This window comes from Streptomyces sp. NPDC006879 (assembly GCF_042869595.1).
GTDB lineage: Bacteria > Actinomycetota > Actinomycetes > Streptomycetales > Streptomycetaceae > Streptomyces.
The window spans coordinates 1-20,339 of the sequence record NZ_JBIAGC010000065.1; the positions used below are offsets into that span (position 1 = coordinate 1).

At 68.9% G+C, this 20,339-nt stretch carries 14 protein-coding genes; 6 read left to right on the forward strand and 8 right to left on the reverse strand.

Annotation, left to right across the window (positions count from 1 at the left end; genetic code table 11):
• The 6 genes from ACFYMC_RS28285 to ACFYMC_RS28310 form a co-directional block, all read right to left on the reverse strand.
• Positions 1 to 602: ABC transporter ATP-binding protein (locus tag ACFYMC_RS28285; protein ID WP_388530529.1), on the reverse strand; the 602-nt coding region annotated here is incomplete at its 3' end.
• Positions 603 to 619: 17 nt separating this feature from the next.
• Positions 620 to 1,564: an ABC transporter permease gene (locus ACFYMC_RS28290; protein ID WP_388530532.1), complete on the reverse strand. Its 945-nt coding sequence runs from the start codon at positions 1,562 to 1,564 to the stop codon at positions 620 to 622.
• Positions 1,557 to 2,486, reverse strand: a complete 930-nt coding sequence (locus tag ACFYMC_RS28295) for an ABC transporter permease (protein WP_388530535.1) — start codon at positions 2,484 to 2,486, stop codon at positions 1,557 to 1,559. Before ACFYMC_RS28295 ends, ACFYMC_RS28290 begins: the two co-directional genes overlap by 8 nt.
• 169 nt (positions 2,487 to 2,655) lie before the next feature.
• The gene (locus ACFYMC_RS28300; protein WP_388530537.1) at positions 2,656 to 4,272 is read right to left on the reverse strand and encodes an ABC transporter substrate-binding protein; all 1,617 of its coding nucleotides are present in this window, start codon (positions 4,270 to 4,272) and stop codon (positions 2,656 to 2,658) included.
• Between the two features lie 452 nt (positions 4,273 to 4,724).
• Positions 4,725 to 6,623 (reverse strand): translational GTPase TypA, encoded by a 1,899-nt coding sequence (gene typA / locus ACFYMC_RS28305; RefSeq protein ID WP_388530540.1) that lies wholly within the window; start codon positions 6,621 to 6,623, stop codon positions 4,725 to 4,727.
• A 473-nt stretch (positions 6,624 to 7,096) separates the two neighbouring features.
• Positions 7,097 to 9,478 carry an ABC transporter substrate-binding protein gene (locus tag ACFYMC_RS28310; protein ID WP_388530542.1) on the reverse strand — a complete coding sequence of 794 codons (2,382 nt, stop codon included), beginning with the start codon at positions 9,476 to 9,478 and terminating at the stop codon, positions 7,097 to 7,099.
• 380 nt (positions 9,479 to 9,858) lie between these two features.
• Between ACFYMC_RS28310 and ACFYMC_RS28315 the strand changes: the two genes are divergently transcribed.
• The 6 genes from ACFYMC_RS28315 (at position 9,859) to ACFYMC_RS28340 (ending at position 16,691) form a co-directional block, all read left to right on the forward strand.
• The gene (locus tag ACFYMC_RS28315) at positions 9,859 to 10,101 is read left to right on the forward strand and encodes a hypothetical protein (RefSeq protein WP_388530545.1); all 243 of its coding nucleotides are present in this window, start codon (positions 9,859 to 9,861) and stop codon (positions 10,099 to 10,101) included.
• A 115-nt stretch (positions 10,102 to 10,216) separates the two neighbouring features.
• The gene (locus ACFYMC_RS28320; protein ID WP_388530548.1) at positions 10,217 to 11,038 is read left to right on the forward strand and encodes a hypothetical protein; all 822 of its coding nucleotides are present in this window, start codon (positions 10,217 to 10,219) and stop codon (positions 11,036 to 11,038) included.
• Position 11,039: 1 nt separating this feature from the next.
• Positions 11,040 to 12,965, forward strand: a complete 1,926-nt coding sequence (locus ACFYMC_RS28325; RefSeq protein ID WP_388530551.1) for a fumarate reductase/succinate dehydrogenase flavoprotein subunit — start codon at positions 11,040 to 11,042, stop codon at positions 12,963 to 12,965.
• Positions 12,962 to 13,735, forward strand: a complete 774-nt coding sequence (locus ACFYMC_RS28330) for a succinate dehydrogenase/fumarate reductase iron-sulfur subunit (protein WP_388530554.1) — start codon at positions 12,962 to 12,964, stop codon at positions 13,733 to 13,735. The genes ACFYMC_RS28325 and ACFYMC_RS28330 overlap by 4 nt, the downstream gene beginning before the upstream one ends.
• Before the next feature lie 72 nt (positions 13,736 to 13,807).
• Positions 13,808 to 15,919, forward strand: a complete 2,112-nt coding sequence (locus ACFYMC_RS28335; RefSeq protein ID WP_388530557.1) for a TPM domain-containing protein — start codon at positions 13,808 to 13,810, stop codon at positions 15,917 to 15,919.
• Between the two features lie 52 nt (positions 15,920 to 15,971).
• Positions 15,972 to 16,691, forward strand: coding sequence for a PspA/IM30 family protein (locus ACFYMC_RS28340; RefSeq protein WP_388530560.1), 720 nt, complete (start codon positions 15,972 to 15,974; stop codon positions 16,689 to 16,691).
• Positions 16,692 to 16,722: 31 nt separating this feature from the next.
• Here ACFYMC_RS28340 and ACFYMC_RS28345 read toward each other — a convergent pair whose 3' ends face one another.
• Both ACFYMC_RS28345 and ACFYMC_RS28350 read right to left on the reverse strand, forming a co-directional pair.
• Positions 16,723 to 19,398, reverse strand: a complete 2,676-nt coding sequence (locus ACFYMC_RS28345) for a SpoIIE family protein phosphatase (protein WP_388530563.1) — start codon at positions 19,396 to 19,398, stop codon at positions 16,723 to 16,725.
• Positions 19,399 to 19,546: 148 nt separating this feature from the next.
• Positions 19,547 to 19,975 carry an ATP-binding protein gene (locus tag ACFYMC_RS28350; RefSeq protein WP_388530566.1) on the reverse strand — a complete coding sequence of 143 codons (429 nt, stop codon included), beginning with the start codon at positions 19,973 to 19,975 and terminating at the stop codon, positions 19,547 to 19,549.
• Between the last annotated feature and the right edge of the window lie 364 nt (positions 19,976 to 20,339).

Below are 20,339 nucleotides of genomic sequence, written 5' to 3' on the forward strand. Positions count from 1 at the left end.
GGCTCGTCCGCGATGATCAGGTCCGGCTCCAGGGCCAACGCCATCGCGATCATGATGCGCTGACGCATACCACCGGAGAACTGGTGCGGATAGTCGTTCACACGCGCCTTGGCGGCGGGAATCTTCACCCGCTCCATCAGCTCGATGGCCTTGAGCTTGGCTTCCTTCTTCGACGCGCCGCGGTGGACGCGGAACATCTCGCCCAGCTGGTAGCCGACGCTCAGCACCGGGTTGAGGGAGGACAGCGCGTCCTGGAAGATCATCGCGATCTTCTGGCCACGGATTTTACGCCGCTCCTCCTGGGACATCCTGAGCATGTCCTGGCCGCGGAAGAGGATCTCGCCCTGCGGGATCTTGCCCGGGGGCATGTCCAGGATGCCCATGATCGCCTGCGCGGTCACCGACTTGCCGGACCCGGACTCGCCGAGCACGGCGAGGGTCTCCCCCGCGTCCACCGAGTAGTTGACACCGTTGACCGCCTTGGCCACACCGTCCCGGGTGTGGAACTCGACGTGCAGGTCCCGGACTTCGAGGAGCGGTGTGCCCGCCTCCAGCGACTCGCGCGGAGCGGGAACGTCCGCTGTCTTGTTGATGACGCTCATGTTTTCGTACGCCTCCCTCAGCGCAGCTTGGGGTCGAGGGCGTTGCGTACGGCATCGCCGAGCATGATGAACGCCAGAACGGTGATCGAGACCATCACCGACGGGATGATCAGTACGAACGGCGCGTTGCGCAGCTGCTCCGCGCCGGACGAGATGTCGACTCCCCACGAGACGGCCGGCTCGGCCAGACCAATGCCCAGGAACGACAGGGTGGCCTCGGTGGCGATGTAGCCACCCAGAGCGATGGTCGCGACGACGATCACGGGGGCCACCGCGTTCGGCAGGATGTGCTTGAGCAGGATCCGGGAAGTGCTGGCACCCAGCGCCTTTGCCGCCTGTACGTAGTCCGCCTGCTTGATGGTGATGACCGAACCACGGGCGACTCGGGCGATCTGCGTCCAGCCGAGGAAGGCGATGGAGCCGATCACGACCCAGATCGAACGCTCGGTGAAGGAGGTCAGGACGACCATGGCACCGAGGATGAAGGGAACGCCGAAGAAGACGTCGGTCAGACGGGACAGCAGCGTGTCCACCCAACCGCCGAAGTACCCCGCGAGCATTCCGACGATGCCGCCCGTGATCGTGACCGCGAGGGTCACGATGACACCGACCATGATCGAGGCTCGGGCCCCATAGATCACGCGAGCGTAAATGGAGCGCCCCTGGCCGTCGTAGCCGAACCAGTCCTCAGCGAAGAGGTGCCCCCAGTTGGGTTGCTGGAGGTAGTGCTTGGCCAGATCTGCGTAGCGCGGGCTGGCCGAGGTGAACAGCCCGGGGAACAGCGCCATGGTCAGCAGCACGACGATCAGCACCGCGGAAATGAGGAACAGCGGGTTGCGCCGCAGGTCGTGCCAGGCGTCGTTCCACAGACTGCGCGGCTTCTCGGCCTTGCCCGGGGCGGGCTGCGCCGCCACGGGCTGCGCGGACTCCTGTGCCTCGGTCGCTTCGAGAGTCTCAGGCATAACGGATCCTCGGGTCCAGGACCGCGTAGAGCAGGTCGACGATCAGGCTGGCAGCGAGGTAGATGACCACGATCAGGGTCACGATGCCCACGACCGTGGCACCCTCGCGGTGCTTCAGTGCGTCAAAGACAGTGAAACCGACGCCCTTGACGTTGAAGATGCCCTCAGTGACCACGGCACCGCCGAGCAGCGCGCCGAGGTCGGTGCCGAGGAAGGTGACCACGGGGATCAGGGAGTTGCGCATCAGGTGCACACCGACGATGCGGCGGCGCGGCAGGCCCTTGGCCACCGCGGTGCGCATGTAGTCGGAGCGCAGGTTCTCGGCGACCGAGGTGCGGGTCAACCGTGCGACGTAGGCCAAGGAGAGCGAACCAAGTACCACCGCTGGCAGGAACAGCTCGCCCCAGGTTCCTTCCACGCTCACGTTCGGCTCGACCCAGCCGAGTTGGAAGGCGAAGAAGTACTGGAGCAGGAAGCCCAGCACGAAGGAGGGCATCGAGATCAGCACGAGGGTGAGCACGAGCAGCCCACGGTCGCGCAGGGTGTCGGCCTTGAGTCCGGCGAAGATGCCGATCGAGATGCCGACGCACACCGTGAAGGCGAACGCGAACAGCGCGAGCCGAACGGTGATCGGGAAGGCCTCGGAGATGATGTCGGCTACCGGCCGACCGCTGGCGATCTGAGTGCCGAAGTCCCCCTGGAACAGGCCGCTGAGGTAGTTCCAGTACTGGTGCCAGAGCGGGAGATCGAGCCCGAGGTCCTTCTTCATCTGGGCGATCTGCGCCGGGTCGACGGTCTGCTCTCCTGCGAGGGCGCGCACGGGGTCGCCGGGCAGCGCGTACATCATGGAGAAGACCAGCAAGGTCGAACCGAGGAAGACCGGGATCATCTGGAGCAGTCGCCGCGCGACGTAACGCCCCATGTTTGCCTCCGAGTGGATAACTGGCATCGGGGGCCGCCCTGGTGAGGGCGGCCCCCGGTGCTACCGCCGGTTGCGGCGGCGGGTACGGCTTTGAGTGGGGGGTATACCCACGGGGGTCCCCCGCCGGGCTGAAGCCGGCGAGGGCCCTCGTACAAGGTCGAGCAGCGGACTACTTGACGGTGACCGCGGTCAGGTCGTAGTCGCCACGGAAGTCGACGTTGACGTTGTCGACCTTCTTGCCGTGACCGCCGTTGATCTTGTACTCCCAGAGCGGGATCGACGGCATCTTCTGGAGGACCAGCTTCTCGGCGTCCTGGTAGAGCTTGAGGGTCTCGTCCAGGGAGCTCGCGTTGTCGCCCTTCTTGAAGGCGGCGTCGACGGCCGGGTCGGAGAAGCGGCCGTTGTTGCCGTCCACGCCGGTGGCGTAGAGCTCACGCATGAAGTTGACGTTCAGCGGGTAGTCAGCGACCCAGCCACCGCGGTATGCGGACTTGACCTGGTTGTTGTCACGCGCCTCAAGGTCGGTCTGGAAGTCCGGCTTGGCGTCCGGGATGCAGTCCACACCGGTGGAGTTGCGGATCGACTCGCAGACCGCGGTGATCCACTCCTTGTGGCCGCCGTCGGCGTTGTACTGGATCCACATCTTGTTGTCCGGGACGCCGCCGCCCTCGGTGATGAGCTGCTTGGCCTTGGCCGGGTTGAACGTGAACACGTCCGTGGCCAGGTCCTGCTTGCCGGCCACACCCGCGGGGATGAAGCTGGTGGCGGGCTTGCGGGTGTTGTTCAGGACCGTCTTGGTGATCGTGTCACGGTCGATCGCCATCGAAAGGCCCTGGATGACCTTCGGGTCGATGCCCTTGAAGGTCTTGGAGTAGAAGACCGGCGTCAGCGTCTGGAGGGCCGCGTACGGCTGGTCCACCGCGCCGTCACCGAGGTCCTTCTTGTACTTCGGCAGGTCCTTCGGGCCGACCTGGCGGATCAGGTCCAGGTTCCCGGAGAGCAGGTCGTTGTACGCCGCCTCGACGGTGGCGTAGTTCTTGAACAGGACGCCCTTGTTCTTCGCCTTGTTCGGGCCCAGGTAGTCGGCGTTCGCCTTGACCTGGATGCTCTTCTTGTGGTCCCACTTCTCGAAGACGTAGGGACCGTTACCGATCGGCTTCTGGCCGAAGGCCTTCGGGTCGCTGTAGAAGGCCTCGGGCAGCGGGGCCCAGGTGGTGTAGCCGAGCTTGTACTCGAAGTACGGCACCGGGGCGCTGAGCTCGATGGTGAAGGTGTTCGCGTCGACGACCTTCAGGCCCGACATGGTCTCGGCCTTGGCCTCGCCCTTGTCCGGGTGGATGTCCGCGTAGCCCTTGATGTCCTCGAACCACGGGGCGTTCTGCTGGTTGTTCTTGATGTGGGCGTACCAGTTCCACGCCTTCACGTAGGACTCGGCGGTGACCGGGGTCCCGTCGTGGAACTTCCAGCCCTCCTTGAGCTTGACGGTCCACAGCTTGGAGTCGGTGGTCTTGATCGACTCGGCGTTGGTGTAGACGATCTTGCCGTCGCCGTCGAACTCCAGCAGCTGAGTGAAGATCGACTTGATGACGTAGGAGCCGAGGGTCTCGTTGGTGTCACCGGGAACCAGCGGCTTCTGCGGCTCGCCGACGTCGATGGAGACGTAACCCTCAGGCTTGCCGGCCTCCTTGCCCTTGCCGGAGTCGCTCTTCGCTCCACCGCAGGCCGTCGCGGACAGGGCAACGACGATCGCACCTGCGACCCACTTGGCGCTCTTGGCACCACGCATGGGGTTTCCTCCTCATGAGTCCACTGATCACTACTTGGAGGGCACGCGTTCATGTCGCCGACACCCCTGACGGCGAAGAAGACGGTGCCCCGAGTGTGCTCGTGAGTCGGCACTCCCCACAGTGCATGACCCATTGACCCGAGCTCAATGGAGCCAAGTTTTAAGGACGACTGGCCTGTTAACCACACTTAAAGGGTCTCGTTTTTACAACATCAACGACCCCTATAGGGCTGAAATGCGGACAAACTGACTATAGACAGACACCCCCGAAACGGACTGTTAGCGCACCTTCCGGAGTGTGACGACCGATAGTCGGACACAAGTCACAGGGAAATCCCTTGACAAAGAACGACGACCCCGTTCCCGACAGAGCAGGAACGGGGCCGTCATTGGGCCTTCCATAAGCGGCACTTGGACCACTCCCTGACGCCGCGTCAGCGACGTCAGGCGAATCAGCGCTTGGCGCGGGAAGCGGTGCGGGCGCGGTCCTTCTGGTCGAGGACGACCTTGCGGATGCGAACGGCCTCCGGCGTCACCTCGACGCACTCGTCATCGCGGCAGAACTCCAGGGACTGCTCCAGGGAGAGCTTGCGCGGAGGCACCACGTTCTCGGTGTTGTCCGCGGAAGCCGCACGCATGTTGGTGAGCTTCTTCTCCTTGGTGATGTTCACGTCCATGTCGTCGGAGCGCGAGTTCTCACCGACGATCATGCCCTCGTACACCTCGGTGCCGGGGTCGGTGAACAGGACGCCGCGCTCCTGGAGGTTGATCATCGCGAACGGGGTGACCGCGCCGGCGCGGTCCGCGACCAGGGAGCCGTTGTTACGGGTGACCAGCTGACCGAACCACGGCTCGTGGCCCTCGTGGATCGAGTGGGCGATGCCGGTACCACGGGTGTTGGTCAGGAACTCCGTGCGGAAGCCGATCAGGCCGCGGGACGGCACGACGAACTCCATGCGGACCCAGCCCGAGCCGTGGTTGGACATGTTGTCCATGCGGCCCTTGCGGATGCCCATGAGCTGCGTGACCGCGCCCATGTGCTCCTCCGGCACGTCGATCGTCATGCGCTCGACCGGCTCGTGCACCTTGCCGTCGATCATCTGAGTGACGACCTGGGGCTTGCCGATGGTCAGCTCGAAGCCCTCGCGGCGCATCTGCTCGACCAGGATGGCGAGCGCGAGCTCACCACGACCCTGGACCTCCCAGGCGTCCGGACGGTCGGTGTCCAGCACGCGCAGCGAGACGTTACCGATCAGCTCGCGGTCGAGGCGGTCCTTGACCTGACGAGCCGTGACCTTGCGGTCCTTGACCGCGGCCTTGGCGTCTGCGCCCTTGCCCGTGCCTCCGCGACCGACCAGCGGCGAGGTGTTGGTACCGATGGTCATGGAGATCGCCGGCTCGTCCACCGAGATCAGCGGCAGCGCGATCGGGTTCTCCGGGTCAGCCAGGGTCTCACCGATCATGATGTCGGGGATGCCGGCGACCGCGCAGATGTCGCCCGGGCCAGCAACCTCGGCGGGCTTGCGGGTCAGCGCCTCGGTCATCATCAGCTCGGTGATGCGGACGTTCGAGATCGATCCGTCACGCTTGATCCACGCGACGGTCTGCCCCTTGCGCAGCTCGCCCTGCTCGACGCGCAGCAGCGCGATGCGGCCGAGGAAGTTGTCGGCGTCCAGGTTGGTGACGTGGGCCTGGAGCGGGGCCTCCTCCTCGAAGGTGGGGGCCGGGACGTGCTCCAGGATGGTGGTGAAGAAGGGCTCCAGGCTGTCGCTGTCCGCGGGGACGGTGCCGTCCTCCGGCTTCGTCAGCGAGGCGACGCCGTCACGGCCGCACGCGTAGACGATCGGGAACTCGATCTGGTCCTCGGTCGCGTCCAGGTCCAGGAAGAGGTCGTACGTCTCATTGACGACGTCGTCGATCCGCGAGTCCGGGCGGTCCGTCTTGTTGATGCAGAGGATGACCGGCATCTTCGCCTGGAGCGCCTTGCGGAGCACGAAGCGGGTCTGCGGCAGCGGGCCCTCGGAGGCGTCCACCAGCAGCACGACCGCGTCCACCATCGACAGACCGCGTTCGACCTCGCCACCGAAGTCGGCGTGGCCGGGGGTGTCGATGATGTTGATCGTGATCGGGGCCCCACCGTCCTTGGGGTGGTACTTCACCGCCGTGTTCTTGGCCAGGATCGTGATGCCCTTCTCACGCTCCAGGTCGTTCGAGTCCATCATTCGGTCATCGAGCTGCTGGTGCGCGGCGAAGGCGCCGGCCTGCTTGAGCATGGCGTCGACGATGGTCGTCTTGCCGTGGTCGACGTGGGCGACGATGGCAACGTTTCGAATGTCGTGGCGCGTGGGCATACTGGCGGCGCTTCTCCCGGGATCGTGGATGGCGACGCGTGCGGTCCGGCACGCGTGCCCGCCGGGCGGAAAACCTGCCACGGCCTTACCCCATGGTACGTGGCGCAGGGCGAACCGCCCGCCAGGGGGTCTGTCAAGAGGCCGGACGACTGAGTTCAAGCCGAAGATCGCGGGGAGACGGGGGCTTGGGGTGGGTGCCTGAGAAGCGACAAAAGCCGTGGTCAATGGGGTAAAGCGACCTTGCCCGCCGCGAGGAGCGGCGGGCAAGACATTTGAGCGAGTTCTGAGCTACGGGCTCCGCCGTGTCCCGGGCGGGTCAACGTGCGGCGTCAGATGCGCCCGCCGCAGGCCTGCGGGCGCCGCGCGTGGGGTGGATGCGGGCGTTCTGAGCGCGAGGCGGGGCGCTGTGCATGGACGTCACCCGCCCTGTGGGGACTGCGGACCGGCCTCGCACGGTGTGGCCAAACGTTCACCTAGTCTTCATCGCCGTCCCCGTCCGCCTCTTCCGCCGTCTTGGCGGCGGCGCCGGCTTTGGAATCGACCTTGGGCGCCTCGGGGCCCTTGCTGCCCGGCTTCCAGCCGATGTCCTGGTAGCGCGGGGTGGCCAGGCCGAAGGCGCCCGCGTTGAGCAGCGTGTTCCTGGCCGCGACCAGCTCGGGGCGCTGGAAGAGGGGGATCGACCCGGCGGCAGCCCAGATCCGCGCGTCGGCCTGTTTCATCAGCTCGCGCGCCGCCTCCGCGTCCAGCTCAGCCACCGCCTCGTCGAACAGCTGATCGATCCGGTCGGTGCCCACCCGGCTGTAGTTCTGCTCCACCGACAGTGAACCGTCCGCCGCCGGTTCCGGTTTGGCGAAGATCGGTCGGGCGTCTGTCGCCGGGAAGGCGGTGGCCGGCCAGGAGTAGAGCGCAAGGTCGAACTGGCCGGAGGCGATGTGGTCCTTGAAGAAGCTGTCGTCCTCGACCTTGGTGATCTGGGTGCGGATCCCCACCTTCAGCAACATCGCGGCGATCCGGTCCCCCACGTTGCGCAGTTGCTCCGACCCGGGACCGGACGGCAGGACGAAGCGGAGTTTCATCTCCTTGCCGTCCTTGGCGAGCAGGTTCCCGGCGCTGCGCACGGCCTGGCGGCCCGGTGCCGGCGAGCTCTTGGGCTCACCGGTGGCCTCCTCGGCGCGTTTGCCGTCATCGCGCCCCCGCTCCGCCTCCTCGCCCGTCCCGTCCGACTCCTCCTGCTGGGCGCGCCCGTCGAGGAACGTGGCCTGGTCGATCAGCGATCGCTGCTGGAGCGCGCTGAAGGGCGCGGGGGCCAGGACCGTGGCCGGCTGGGCCTCGGCTCCGCCCATCCGCTCCGCCCCCGGGGCGTCACCGTTGGCCTCGTCCTCTTGGCCGACGATGTAGAGCCCGTCCTCACCGGTGCCGTCCCCCGCTTGCGGGGTCTTGCCGTCGTCCTTGGCGCCCTCGGCCTCCGCGCCCGCCTTCTGGCCCTCGGCTTCTGCCTCCTCGCGCACCGGGCCGCCACGCTGCCAGCCGGCCTCAGCCAGTAGCGCCTGCGCGGCTTCCACGTCCTGGCCGCCCAGGGCTCCACTGGCGTCCGCGTACCCGTGCTGCCCGGCGAGCGCCAGGTGACTGCCGACCGGGGCGGCGGGCAGACCGAGCGGCTTGAGCACGGTCTCGGCGAGTTCCTTGCGGTCGATGGCCCGAGCCACGGCCCGCCGGACCCGCTCGTCGCCGAGCGCGCCCGTACTGCCGTTGAGGGCGAGCTGGGTGTAAGCCGGCTCCAGGGACTTACGGACGCGCAATGCCCGTAGTCCGCTCTGCTCGGTGGCGTACACCGAGGCGGCCTCGATGGTGTGCTGGCGGGTGGACCGCTCGGCCTCGGCCGCCTCTTCGTCCGACCCGTGCGCCACGGCCCAGGACCGCAGGGCCTGGGCCGTGGTGATCTGTGAGCCGGGCCCGTGCGCGGGCCTCCCGCCCGGTCCGCTCTTCGCCTCGCGCGCGGCGAGGGCGATTCGCTGCGCGCCCGCCCGGTCGATCTCGGCCAGATCCAGCCGGCCCGCGGCGAGTGCGGCCGGGCGCTCGCCGCGGGACACGGCGGTCAGAACAAGGGTGTCGAGTTTGGCCGGCTGGCCCCACCACCGCGGGTTGCGGTCGAGGGTGATGGTCTTGGCCTTCTTGTCGATCGCACCCAGTCCGAAGGGACCCGCGGTGACCTTGAGCGCGGAGCGCGCGCCGTCGTTGAAGTCGTCTGGGGCGCCGGTGACCTGCTTGGGGTAGAGCGGGGTGAACAGCGACTGCCAGTCGGCGTAGGGCTTGCCGAAGGTGACCTTGACCTCAAGGTCGTTGGCGCCACGTTCGATCTTCTCGATCCGCTCGTAGCCGGCGTTCCGGGCGGTCCAGTACGCCGAGTTCTTGCCGCTGAGCGCCCGCCACTGGGCCAGGAAGTCCGGGGCGCCGATCTCGCGCCCGTCGCTCCAGACGGCCTGCTGGTTGAGCTTGTAGAGCACGACTTGCTTGGGTTCCCGTTCGATGACCTCGGCGCTTTCGAGATAGTCCGGGTTGCGGACCGGTCGGCCGAGCTTGTCGAGGGTGAAGAGCGCGGGCAGCACCGCGCCGGCGACCCGTGCGGTGGCCGCGTCCGCGTCGGCCTGGAAGGTGTTGAGCGTCTGCGGCATCGCATCGATCGCCCAGCGCAGCACTCCGCCGTCGGCGACCGCCTCGCGCCCGGTGGCGGCGACGTCCTGGACTGCGACGGCGCGCAGGGCCTCCCCGTCGGGGGACCCGCAGCCCGCGAGCAGGGGCAGCGCGAGGAAGCCCGAGGTCAGCAGCGCCATGGGGCGGCGCCTTCTTACGGACATGGGTGGTACCTCCGATGGCGGACCGGGCGCGACCGGCCGGGGGCGAGCCGCCGGCGTACGCGGACCTTCATGATCACGAATGGCGGTATATGGAGCTGATCACACTGGGTGGTGCAGCCCACTGAAGGCGAAGACCGCGTCGCGCTCCCGCAGCCTGGCTCCGCCACGCCGCGAGCCCCACCCATGCGGACCAATGGCCCCCAAAGAAGCGGAGGCGAACAGTCCGGAAGGGTACGAAAATGGGAAGGGGAGGGGGCGCAAAGGTCGCTCTTGCGCGCCCGCAATCGGCGCAAGTCCCTTCACAACCCAGGACGCGGCGCGCGACACTCGCAGGCGCACATGAGCGTTGCCACCGCAACCTGCGGAAGTGAGGGCAAGTCATGTCCCTGCAAGATGATTTGACGGCTGTTCGACGGAACCTGAACGAGCTCGTCCGCTCCGTCGAGCGCCTGGAGCAGGACCTCGGCCGCGCAGCTCCGGGCGGGACCACCGGCACCCCGGTGCAACAGCGCGCCGCCACGCCTGGGCCCATGGTCCCGATACCCGACACGCCGTACGACAGCGCGCTGTGGACGGACTCCGACGACGAGGGCCTCGGCGCCCGAGACCGCCACGCCCCGTGAGGTCCGGGCACGCCCGGACCTCACCGAGCCGTGGGGCGCCCCTGCGGCGTTCCACGGCCCCGCTGCGACCACACGCCCGGCCTGACCCCCCGTCCACTCCACCCCGGAGTCACCCTTGGCCACAGGAACTGAACCCCCCGGTCAACTGACCGGCGTCCACGACGCCTCCCGGGCCGCCATCTCGGCCCGGCACCTACGCACCGACCGCTGGTGGCTGGCGCCCGGCGCCACCGCCGCGGGACTGCTCGCCTTCATCGTCTACTCGACCTGGCGGGCCTTCGCGGGCGACGACTACTACGCCGCGCCCTACGTATCGCCCTTCTACTCGCCGTGCCTCGCCCAGAACTGCGTGCCGATGCGCGGCGGACCCAACTGGGAGGTCTTCGGGAGTTGGTGGACTCTCTCGCCCGCCCTGCTCATCCTGGTGCTGCCCCTCGGTTTCCGGGCCACCTGCTACTACTACCGCAAGGCGTACTACCGGGGCTTCTGGGCCTCGCCGCCGGCCTGCGCCGTCGCCGAACCGCACCGCAGGTACACCGGCGAGACCCGCTTCCCGCTGATCCTCCAAAACGTCCACCGCTACTTCTTCTACCTGGCCCTTCCCGTCGCCGGCATCCTCACCTACGACACGGTGCTGGCCTTCCGGGACAAGGACTACGCGTGGGGGCATATGGGCCTGGGAACCGTGGTCTTCCTCGTCAACATCGTGCTGATCTGGGCTTACACCCTGTCCTGTCACTCCTGCCGGCACATCCTGGGCGGTCGGCTTCGGCACTTCTCCAAACACCCGGTGCGCTACCGACTGTGGGGGTGGGTCGGGAAGCTCAACCAGCACCACATGTTGCTGGCCTGGTCCTCGCTGATCAGCGTCGCGCTCGCCGACTTCTACGTCTACCTGCTCGCCATCGGCGCCTTCGACGACCCGAGGATCTTCTGATATGACACAAATCGACCGACAACAGTGGGACGTCGTCGTGGTGGGTGCCGGAGGTGCGGGGCTGCGCGCCGCGATCGCAGCCCGAGAACAGGGCGCCCGCACCGCCGTCATCTGCAAGTCCCTCTTCGGCAAAGCACACACCGTGATGGCCGAGGGCGGCATCGCCGCGTCCATGGGCAACGTCAACGCGGGTGACAACTGGCAGGTGCACTTCCGGGACACCATGCGGGGCGGAAAGTTCCTCAACCAGTGGCGGATGGCCGAACTCCACGCCAAAGAGGCCCCCGAGCGGGTGTGGGAGCTGGAGACCTGGGGCGCGCTCTTCGACCGCACCTCCGACGGGCGGATCTCACAGCGCAATTTCGGCGGCCACGAGTACCCCCGGCTCGCCCATGTCGGTGACCGCACCGGACTGGAGCTGATCCGCACCCTTCAGCAGAAGATCGTCTCCCTGCAACAGAAGGACTTCGAGGAGACCGGTGACTACGAGTCGCGGCTGAAGGTGTTCCAGGAGTGCACCGTCACCCGGGTGCTGAAGGCGGCGGACCGGGTGTCCGGCGTCTTCGGCTACGCCCGCGAGTCCGGCCGGTTCTTCGTCCTCCAGGCCCCCGCGGTGGTGCTGGCCACCGGCGGGATCGGCAAGTCCTTCAAAGTCACCTCCAATTCCTGGGAGTACACCGGGGACGGTCATGCGCTGGCCCTGCTGGCCGGCGCCCCACTGCTCAACATGGAGTTCGTGCAGTTCCACCCCACCGGCATGGTCTGGCCGCCCTCGGTCAAGGGCATCCTCGTCACCGAGTCGGTGCGCGGCGACGGCGGGGTGCTGCGCAACAGCGAGGGCAAACGCTTCATGTTCGACTACGTCCCCGACGTCTTCAAGGACAAGTACGCGCAGACCGAAGCCGAAGGCGACCGTTGGTACGAGGACCCGGACCACAACCGGCGCCCCCCGGAACTGCTCCCCCGTGACGAGGTGGCCCGGGCGATCAACTCCGAGGTGAAGGCGGGGCGGGGTTCCCCGCACGGCGGGGTGTACCTGGACGTCTCCACCCGGATGCCGGCCGAGCAGATCAAACGGCGGCTGCCGTCCATGTACCACCAGTTCAAGGAACTCGCGGACGTGGACATCACCGCCGAGGCCATGGAGGTCGGGCCGACCTGCCACTACGTGATGGGCGGCATCGCCGTGGACTCCGATACGACCGCCGCCCGGGACGTTCCGGGCCTCTTCGCGGCGGGGGAGGTCGCCGGCGGGATGCACGGCTCGAACCGGCTCGGCGGGAACTCGCTCTCCGACCTGCTGGTCTTCGGCCGCCGGGCCGGCCTGCACGCCGCCCAGTACGCCAGCACCGCTCCCGACGGCGCCACGGTGGAGGAGTCCCAGATCGAGGCGGCGGCGGCCGAGGCGCTCCGCCCGTTCGGGGCGACGACCGAGGCGGGACCAGCACCCGACACGCCCCCGGAGAACCCGTACACCCTGCACCAGGAACTCCAGCAGACCATGAACGACCTGGTCGGCATCATCCGGCGGGCCGGCGAGATGGAGCACGCCCTGGACAAGCTCGCCGAGCTGCGGACCCGGGCCCGCCTGGCCGGTGTGGAGGGCCATCGGCAGTTCAACCCGGGCTGGCACCTGGCCATGGACCTGCGCAACATGCTGCTGGTCAGCGAGTGCGTGGCCCTGGCGGCTCTGGAGCGCACCGAGAGCCGCGGCGGGCACACCCGCGAGGACCATCCGGGGATGGACCGCGCCTGGCGTCCGGTGAACCTGGTCTGTCGACCGGTGCAGCCGGCCCCGAAGGACCCTGCGGAAGCTCACATCGAGCTGGTGCGCGCCCGTACCGAGCCCGTCCGCCCCGACCTGCTCGCCCTCTTCGAGAGGGAAGAACTGGTCAAGTACCTCGCCGAGGGGGAGCTCAGCGCATGAGTAGCTATGACGCCAGCTTCAGGGTGTGGCGCGGTGACACGGACGGCGGGGGCCTTGCGGACTTCACCGTCGAGGTGCACGACGGCGAGGTGGTCCTCGACATCGTCCACCGCCTCCAGGCCACCCAGGCAGCCGACCTCGCCGTCCGCTGGAACTGCAAGGCCGGAAAGTGCGGTTCGTGCAGCGCGGAGATCAACGGCCGACCCAGGCTGATGTGCATGACCCGGATGTCGGTGTTCTCCCGCGAGGAGACGATCACGCTGACCCCGTTGCGCGCCTTCCCGGTGGTACGGGACCTGGTCACGGACGTGTCCTTCAACTACGCCAAGGCCCGGGAGGTGCCTTCCTTCGTACCGCCGGCGGGTGTGGCGGCAGGTGAGTACCGCATGCAGCAGCGGGACGTGGACCGCCCGCAGGAGTTCCGCAAGTGCATCGAGTGCTTCCTGTGCCAGGACACCTGTCACGTGGTGCGGGACCACGAGGAGAACAAGGAAGCCTTCGCCGGACCACGGTTCCTGATGCGGGTCGCGGAACTCGACATGCACCCGCTGGACGGCGCCGCCGAGCAGGGGCTGGACCGCAGGGCGACCGCCCAGGAAGAACACGGTCTGGGCTACTGCAACATCACCAAGTGCTGCACGGAAGTCTGTCCCGAGGGCATCAAGATCACCGACAATGCGCTGATCCCGCTCAAGGAGCGGGTCGTGGACCGCAAGTACGACCCGCTGGTCTGGCTGGGCTCGAAGATCGGCCGCCGTCCCTCCGGCTGACCGAGGGCGCTCCCCCGCGGCCGGCGACCGCTCCGGTCGCGGGGGTGACGTACCGGCCATAACCTCCCACATGTGACGCAGCCGTCTGCCAGCCACCGCCGCAGCACCACCGCTCGGGCCGCCCTCGCCATCGCGTCCGCGCTGCTGGCGCTCACCGCCTGGGGCACGCTCCAGGCGCCCGCGGCACGCGCCGAAGACCCCGTCACCCTGTCCACCCAGGGCCAGATCACCGATCGGGTGGGAGCCCTCGGCGACCGGCGGGCCTCCGTCGTCACCGCACTCGACCGGCTGTACCAGGACGAGCGCATCCAACTGTTCGTCACCTACGTGCAGGACTTCTCAGGACGCTCCCCGCAAGGCTGGGCCGATGCCACCGCCGAGCGCAACGGCCTCGGTCGTGACGACCTCCTCCTCGCTGTCGCCACCGGTGCCCGGCAGTACGCGTACTCCGCGGCCATGGACTCCGGATTCACCGAACAGCAGCTCGCCGAGGTCGCCCGCACCGCGATCGAACCAGCCCTGCGCCAGAACGACTGGGCCGGCGCCGCCATCGGGGCGGCCGGCGGCTACGGGGCGGTCCTGGCCGGGACGCCCATCCCCACCCCGACCATCACACCGGGCCCGGCGGACCCGGGCGCGGGCCGACAGAGCGACGGGCAGAGCGGCGCCGGGGACTTCGTACTGCCGGTCATCGCGGTGGGAGCAGCCGGCGCCCTCGCCGCACTCGCCTACCACCGCCGCTCGCGCAGGCGGACGAGCCGCGGCGCCACGCCTGGTGAGGGCGCCACGAGCAGTTGGCCGGCCGCCGGCACCGGGCCGGTCCCGCTGACCGAACTCGATCTGCGCGCCAAGGCACAGTTGGTGGATACCGACGACGCCATCCGCACCAGCACCGAGGAGCTCGGATTCGCCCGCGCGCAGTTCGGCGACGCCGCCGCCCACCCGTTCACCGAGGCACTGGCCCACGCCGAGAAGGAGCTGACGGCAGCCTTCAGACTGCGCCAGCAACTCGATGACGCCTACCCCGAGGACGACGCCACCCGGCGCCGGATGTTGGACGAGATCGTGGCCCGCTGCACCGAGGCCAACCGGCGCCTGGACGAGGAATCCGCCGCCTTCGACCGCCTTCGCGACCTACAGAAGAACGCCCCACAGGCGCTGGCCACCGTGGAGAGGCACTACGGGGAACTGTCCAGCCGCACCGGCACGGCGCAGGCCACACTGACCGCACTGCGCACCCGGTACGCCGATTCAGCGTCCACTCCGGTGGCTGCCAACCCCACCCAGGCACAGGAGCGAATGCTGTTCGCCAGCGCCAGCCTGGAAGCCGCCCAGCAGGCCCTGGCCGAAGGAGACCGCGGCCGAGCGGCAGTGCAGGTACGGGCGGCCGAAGGGGCGGTCGGCCAGGCGGCCACGCTCCTCGACGCCGTGGAGCGGCGCGCCCAGGAGCTCGCGGAGGCGGCCGGGAAGTTGGAGCCCGCGCTCGCCGAAACCGAAGCGGACCTCGCCGACGCCCGGGGCCTGCTCACCGGCACCCCCCAGGGCATCTCCACCGCCGACCTGCGCGGCCGGATCTCCCGCGCCGAGGCGGTACTCGCCGACGTACGACAAGAACGGGCAGACGGCGGTCGGTACGACCCGCTGGAGGCCTTGCGCCGGGTCGAAGAGGCGGACGCGGCCCTGGACGAGGCGCTCGCCGGAGCACGCGAGCGGGAAGCCGGCACGCTACGGGCACGCACCCTGCTGGATCAGGCGCTGTTGACCGCCCGCAGCGCGATCGGCGCCGCCGGCGACTACATCGCCACCAGTCGAGGGGCGGTGGGCAGCCAGGCCCGCACCCGGCTGGCGGAGGCCCACCGACACCTGGAACGGGCCCAGGCGCTGGCGGAGGGCGACCCGTCCAGCGCGCTGACGGAGGCACAGCAGGCCCAGGCCATGGCGCGAGCGGCCCAACAGCTGGCCGAGCAGGACGTACAGGGCTTTCGCAACCCGTACGGGGACGCCGGAGCCGGCGGCGGGCGGCAGGGGATGAGCGGGGCCGTACTCGGCGGGATCATCCTCGGCGAGTTGCTCGGCGGGGGGCGTGGTGGGCACGGCGGCTTCGGCGGGGGAAGCGGACGCGGCCCCGGCACCTTCGGTGGCGGCGGTACCCGGGGGCGGATGGGCGGCGGTGGCCGCTTCTGACAACGCCCCGGCGCCGCAGTGCACGCACCACACATCCCCAAGGAGTCACGCCATGACCAAGCAGACCGTCCTCGGCCGGGTGACCCAGCTCGCCAAAGCGAACATCAACGCCCTGTTGGACCAGGCGGAGGATCCGCAGAAGATGCTGGACCAACTGATCCGCGACTACAGCAACAACATCTCCGAGGCGGAGCAGGCGGTGGCGACGACCATCGGCAATCTGCGGCTGCTGGAGCAGGACCACCGGGAGGACGCGGACGCCGCCGTGGAGTGGGGCGGCAAGGCACTCGCGGCCAGCCGGAAGGCGGACGAACTGCGGGCCAGCGGGTCCACGGCGGACGCGGACACCTTCGACAACCTGGCGAAGGTCGCGCTCGGACGCCAGCTCCAGGCCGAGAAGGAGGCCAGGGCCGCGGAGCCGACGATCGCCGCCCAGACCGAGGTGGTCGGCAAGCTGAAGGCCGGCCTCGACCAGATGAGGCACAAGCTGACCGAGCTCCAGGCCAAGCGGGACGAGCTGGTGGCCCGAGCGAAGTCCGCCCGGGCACAGGGCCAGATGATGGACGCCGTCAAGAACATCAACGTGCTCGACCCGACCAGTGAACTCTCCCGCTTCGAGGACAAGGTGCGTCGGGAGGAGGCACGGGTACTGGGTCAGCAGGAACTCGCCGCCTCCTCTTTGGACGCGCAGTTCGAGCAGTTGGAGGACCTGGGGACGCAGTCCGAGGTCGAGGCCCGCCTAGCGGCGCTGAAGCAAGCCGGGGCGGCGTGAGCTGACACCGCCGGGCCCCGGCCTGCAGCGGTTATCCGTACATGCTCAGGAGTTGCTCGGCGGAGAGCTCGGTGACGGGCTCCCCGCCCGGCAACGGCAGTTCGAACCAGACCGTCTTGCCGCGCGGGGTGCGGCGGCTGCCCCAGCCGGCGCTGAGCAGGCCGACCAGTTGGAGCCCGCGCCCACCCTCATCGGTGTCGCGGGCCCTGCGCCGGCGCGGCTGGACCAGGCCGGCGTCCCAGACCTCGCACACCAGGGTCCGGTCGAGAAGCAACCGCAGCCGAATCTCCCCCTCGCCGTAGCGCAGCGCGTTGGTGACCAGCTCGCTGACGAGGAGTTCGGTGGTGTCCACCAGGTTCTCCAGGCCCCAGGCGAGCAGTCGCCCACGGGCGAGCTCGCGCGCCCGGCCCACCGACCGGGCCTCGCGCGGCAGCGTCCAGTCCCCCACCGCGTCCTGCGGCAGTCCCTGGATACGAGCCATCAGCAGGGCGATGTCGTCCTCGCCGTGGCGGGTGTCCAGGGTGTTCAGCACGTGATCACACACGTCCTCCAAGGGCCGTCCGGGGTCGGTGAGCGCCGCCCGCAGGCTCATCAGCCCCTCCTCCAAGGGATGGTCTCGGGACTCCACCAGGCCGTCGGTGTAGAGGGCGAGCAGGGCACCCTCCGGCAGGTCCACCTCGACCTCCTCGAAGGGCTCACCGCCCACCCCCAGCGGCATCCCCGTCGGCATCTCCAGGAGCAGCGCCGGCCGGGCGCGTTCCCCGGGCTCGCCCGGCTCCACCAGCACCGGGGGCATGTGCCCTGCGTTGGCGAACGTACAGCGCCGGGTCACGGGGTCGTACACCGCGTACACGCAGGTGGCCAGGTAGACCTCCGACAAGTCCGCGTCCTTGGACTGCAGGGCCGCCCGGGATGCCTGTTGGGTGCCTCCGGGTGTGCCGAGCCCGCGCGCGACCTCGTCGAGAGCGGAGAGCACCTCGGCGGGTTCGAGGTCGAGCAGCGCCAGCGTCCGCACTGCGGTGCGCAGTTCCCCCATGGCCACCGCGGCCCGCAGCCCCCGGCCCATGACGTCCCCCACGACGATCGCGGTGCGGTGGCCGGGAAGTTGGATCACGTCGAACCAGTCGCCTCCGACTTCCGTGGCCGTGTTGCCGGGCAGGTAGCGGCACGCGATGTCGAGCCCTGCCGCCTCCGGGTCACCCGGGGGCAGCAGGCTGCGCTGGAGGATGAGTGCCCGTTCGTGTTCGCGGCGGTAGAGGCGGGCGTTGTCGATGCAGACGGCCGCGCGGGAGGAGAGTTCGACGGCGACGGCCCGGTCCCGCTCACCGAAGCGCTCGCTCCCCTTGGTGCGGGAGAACTGGGCCAGGCCGACCACGGTGTCGTGGGCGACCATCGGGACCACCAGGGTGGACTGGACGAAGTCGTCCGGGCCGCCTTCGAGGAGCCGCGGCCGGGCGGTGCGCAGGGCTTCCGCCTCGGGGGAGTTGGAGGCGTAGCGGTGGGTCTCGCCGACGGAAACGGGGTGGGGTGCGCCAGTGGACCGGGAGCCGCCCGCGCCCGCCACGGCGAGGCTGGGGCGCGGGGCGTCGGAGACGGCACTGGCATAGGCGACGCGACGGACGGGGGCGGACGGCAACCAGGCGGTGCCGGAGTGCACGGGCCGGTCGTCGTCCCCGAGCAGGAGTCCCTGGTAGAGGTCGACTGAGGCGATGTCACAGAAGCCGGGGACGGTCACGTCGAGGAGTTCTCGTGCGGTGGTCTCCAGGTCCAGGGAGTTGCCGATGCGGGCCCCGGCCTCGTTGAGCAAGGCCAGGTTGCGCCGTACCCCGGCTGCCTCCCGGGCCGCGAGGTGGCGGCGGGTGACGTCGGTGCCGATCCCGGCGACACCGATGGGGCGACCCGAGCGACTGTGCACCCGGTAAAGGTTGATGGACCAGTGTCGGTGCTCCTTGCTGCCGGGCGCGGAGCCGACGATACGCAGATCGGTGACGGCCTCACCGGTGGTGAGGACGCGGCGCAGCGCCGCCGTCATCTTGTCGGCCTGCGGGCGCGGTAGGTAGTCGTGCACGGTGCGGCCACGGTGATCGTCGACCCGGCCCCCGAAGACGGTCGCGAATCGCCGGTTCGCCCGTTGCACCGTGAGGTCCGTACCAAAGAGCAGGAACCCGAAAGGAGATTGACCGAATATCGCCTGCGAAGCCGCAAGATCGGACTCGATACCCCGCAGGACCCGGACGTCGACGGCCACGCAGACGGCGGCCCGGTCTCCGTCCGCGGTACGGGTGGGCATCACATAGAGCTCGGCAAGCCCCTCGACGGGCGGGAGCGTACCTCGTCCGCCGGATCCAGATGTCGTGTTCCTTGCGTCATATGCCCCCTGCCGGGCGGGCGGTATCCGAAACGGGATCAGGCCCGTCCATTCCCGCCCGTCAAGGATCTCGGCGAGCTTGCGGCGTCCGCCGTCGCGGAGTTCGGCTGGCATGAAGGCCTCGACGGGGTCGCGGCCGACGACTTCGTGGGCGGGTAGTCCGAAGAGCTCCTCGGCGCGCAGGCTCCACTGGTCCACCAGCCCATCGGGTCCGATGGAGAACGACGCCACCTTGATGTAGTCATAGATCGAGCCAGGCGGACTGCTTTGCCACGTCGCGTCTTCCGACGGCACCCCGGACACTCGGGCCTGATGTGTCTGCGCAGGTATCTCGCTCACGCGACCGTCCCCTCCAGCTCAGCGCAACCGGACCGGCCTTGACCGAAGTATTCAGCACCACGGCCTCGCACGGCACGGCGTTCACGATCACAGCAAGGTCTCGTTCATTTCGAGCCGTGCCGTGATCGCCGTTGTCCCTCTCCCCTTGTTACTCACCAGGTAGGGCCATCTCGAACCACACGGTCTTGCCGGTCTTGCCGTGCCTTGTTCCCCACCGTTGGGAAGAGACGGCCACCAGGTGCAGACCCCGACCACCCTCGTCGTCGGCCTGCGCCGCCCGTTCCCTGGGCGGATCCGGAAGCGGATCAGAGACTTCCACTAGCAGGGCTGGCCGTGGCGGGGAGTGGTTGGTGGCTGAATCCTGTCGTACCAATCGAACCCCGATGGGCCCCGAAGCGTAGCGCAAGGAGTTGGTGACCAGCTCACTGACCAGCAGAACGGTCACATCGCCCACCGCCTCCAGCCCCCAGTCCCTCAAGGTGCCGCGGACGGCGTGGCGCGCGGTGCGTACGGCGCCGGGCTCTGCGGGAAAGGCCCACTCGGCGCAGTCGCCGTCGCTGTCGATCACGCCGATCACTTCCCGGGCCAGCAGTGGACCCCAGTTTTGAACTACAGGCGATGAACCGTCGAGGAGAACGGGATCAATACGGACATACCCGATATCTAAGGCACCACACCGTGATTCTTCGCACCTGACGGCGCACGGTGGCACGAATGGCGCACGCACGGGCTACCGGGGGAGCCTCGGACGGGCGCACGCTCAGCAGATCAGGCCCTCCCGCAGGCGGCGCCCGACCTCTGCCACCGCGGCCCGGTCCTGCTCCAGCCAGTCCACTTCGCCTAGTGCTCCAGCAGCACTTCGTGGCTTGACCTGGGGAAACGTCGAGCGGGTGGGAGTGTAGCGGGCAGGAGTCGGTCACGGACGGCTTCTGCCCGCCAGC

Bases quoted from the DNA above. Each gene is read 5' to 3' on its own strand.
- ACFYMC_RS28310 (WP_388530542.1), bottom strand. From the start codon at position 9,478: ATGTCCGTAAGAAGGCGCCGCCCCATGGCGCTGCTGACCTCGGGCTTC.
- ACFYMC_RS28315 (WP_388530545.1), top strand. From the start codon at position 9,859: ATGTCCCTGCAAGATGATTTGACGGCTGTTCGACGGAACCTGAACGAG.
- ACFYMC_RS28295 (WP_388530535.1), bottom strand. From the start codon at position 2,486: ATGGGGCGTTACGTCGCGCGGCGACTGCTCCAGATGATCCCGGTCTTC.
- ACFYMC_RS28330 (WP_388530554.1), top strand. From the start codon at position 12,962: ATGAGTAGCTATGACGCCAGCTTCAGGGTGTGGCGCGGTGACACGGAC.
- typA (WP_388530540.1), bottom strand. From the start codon at position 6,623: ATGCCCACGCGCCACGACATTCGAAACGTTGCCATCGTCGCCCACGTC.
- ACFYMC_RS28300 (WP_388530537.1), bottom strand. From the start codon at position 4,272: ATGCGTGGTGCCAAGAGCGCCAAGTGGGTCGCAGGTGCGATCGTCGTT.
- ACFYMC_RS28290 (WP_388530532.1), bottom strand. From the start codon at position 1,564: ATGCCTGAGACTCTCGAAGCGACCGAGGCACAGGAGTCCGCGCAGCCC.
- ACFYMC_RS28325 (WP_388530551.1), top strand. From the start codon at position 11,040: ATGACACAAATCGACCGACAACAGTGGGACGTCGTCGTGGTGGGTGCC.
- ACFYMC_RS28340 (WP_388530560.1), top strand. From the start codon at position 15,972: ATGACCAAGCAGACCGTCCTCGGCCGGGTGACCCAGCTCGCCAAAGCG.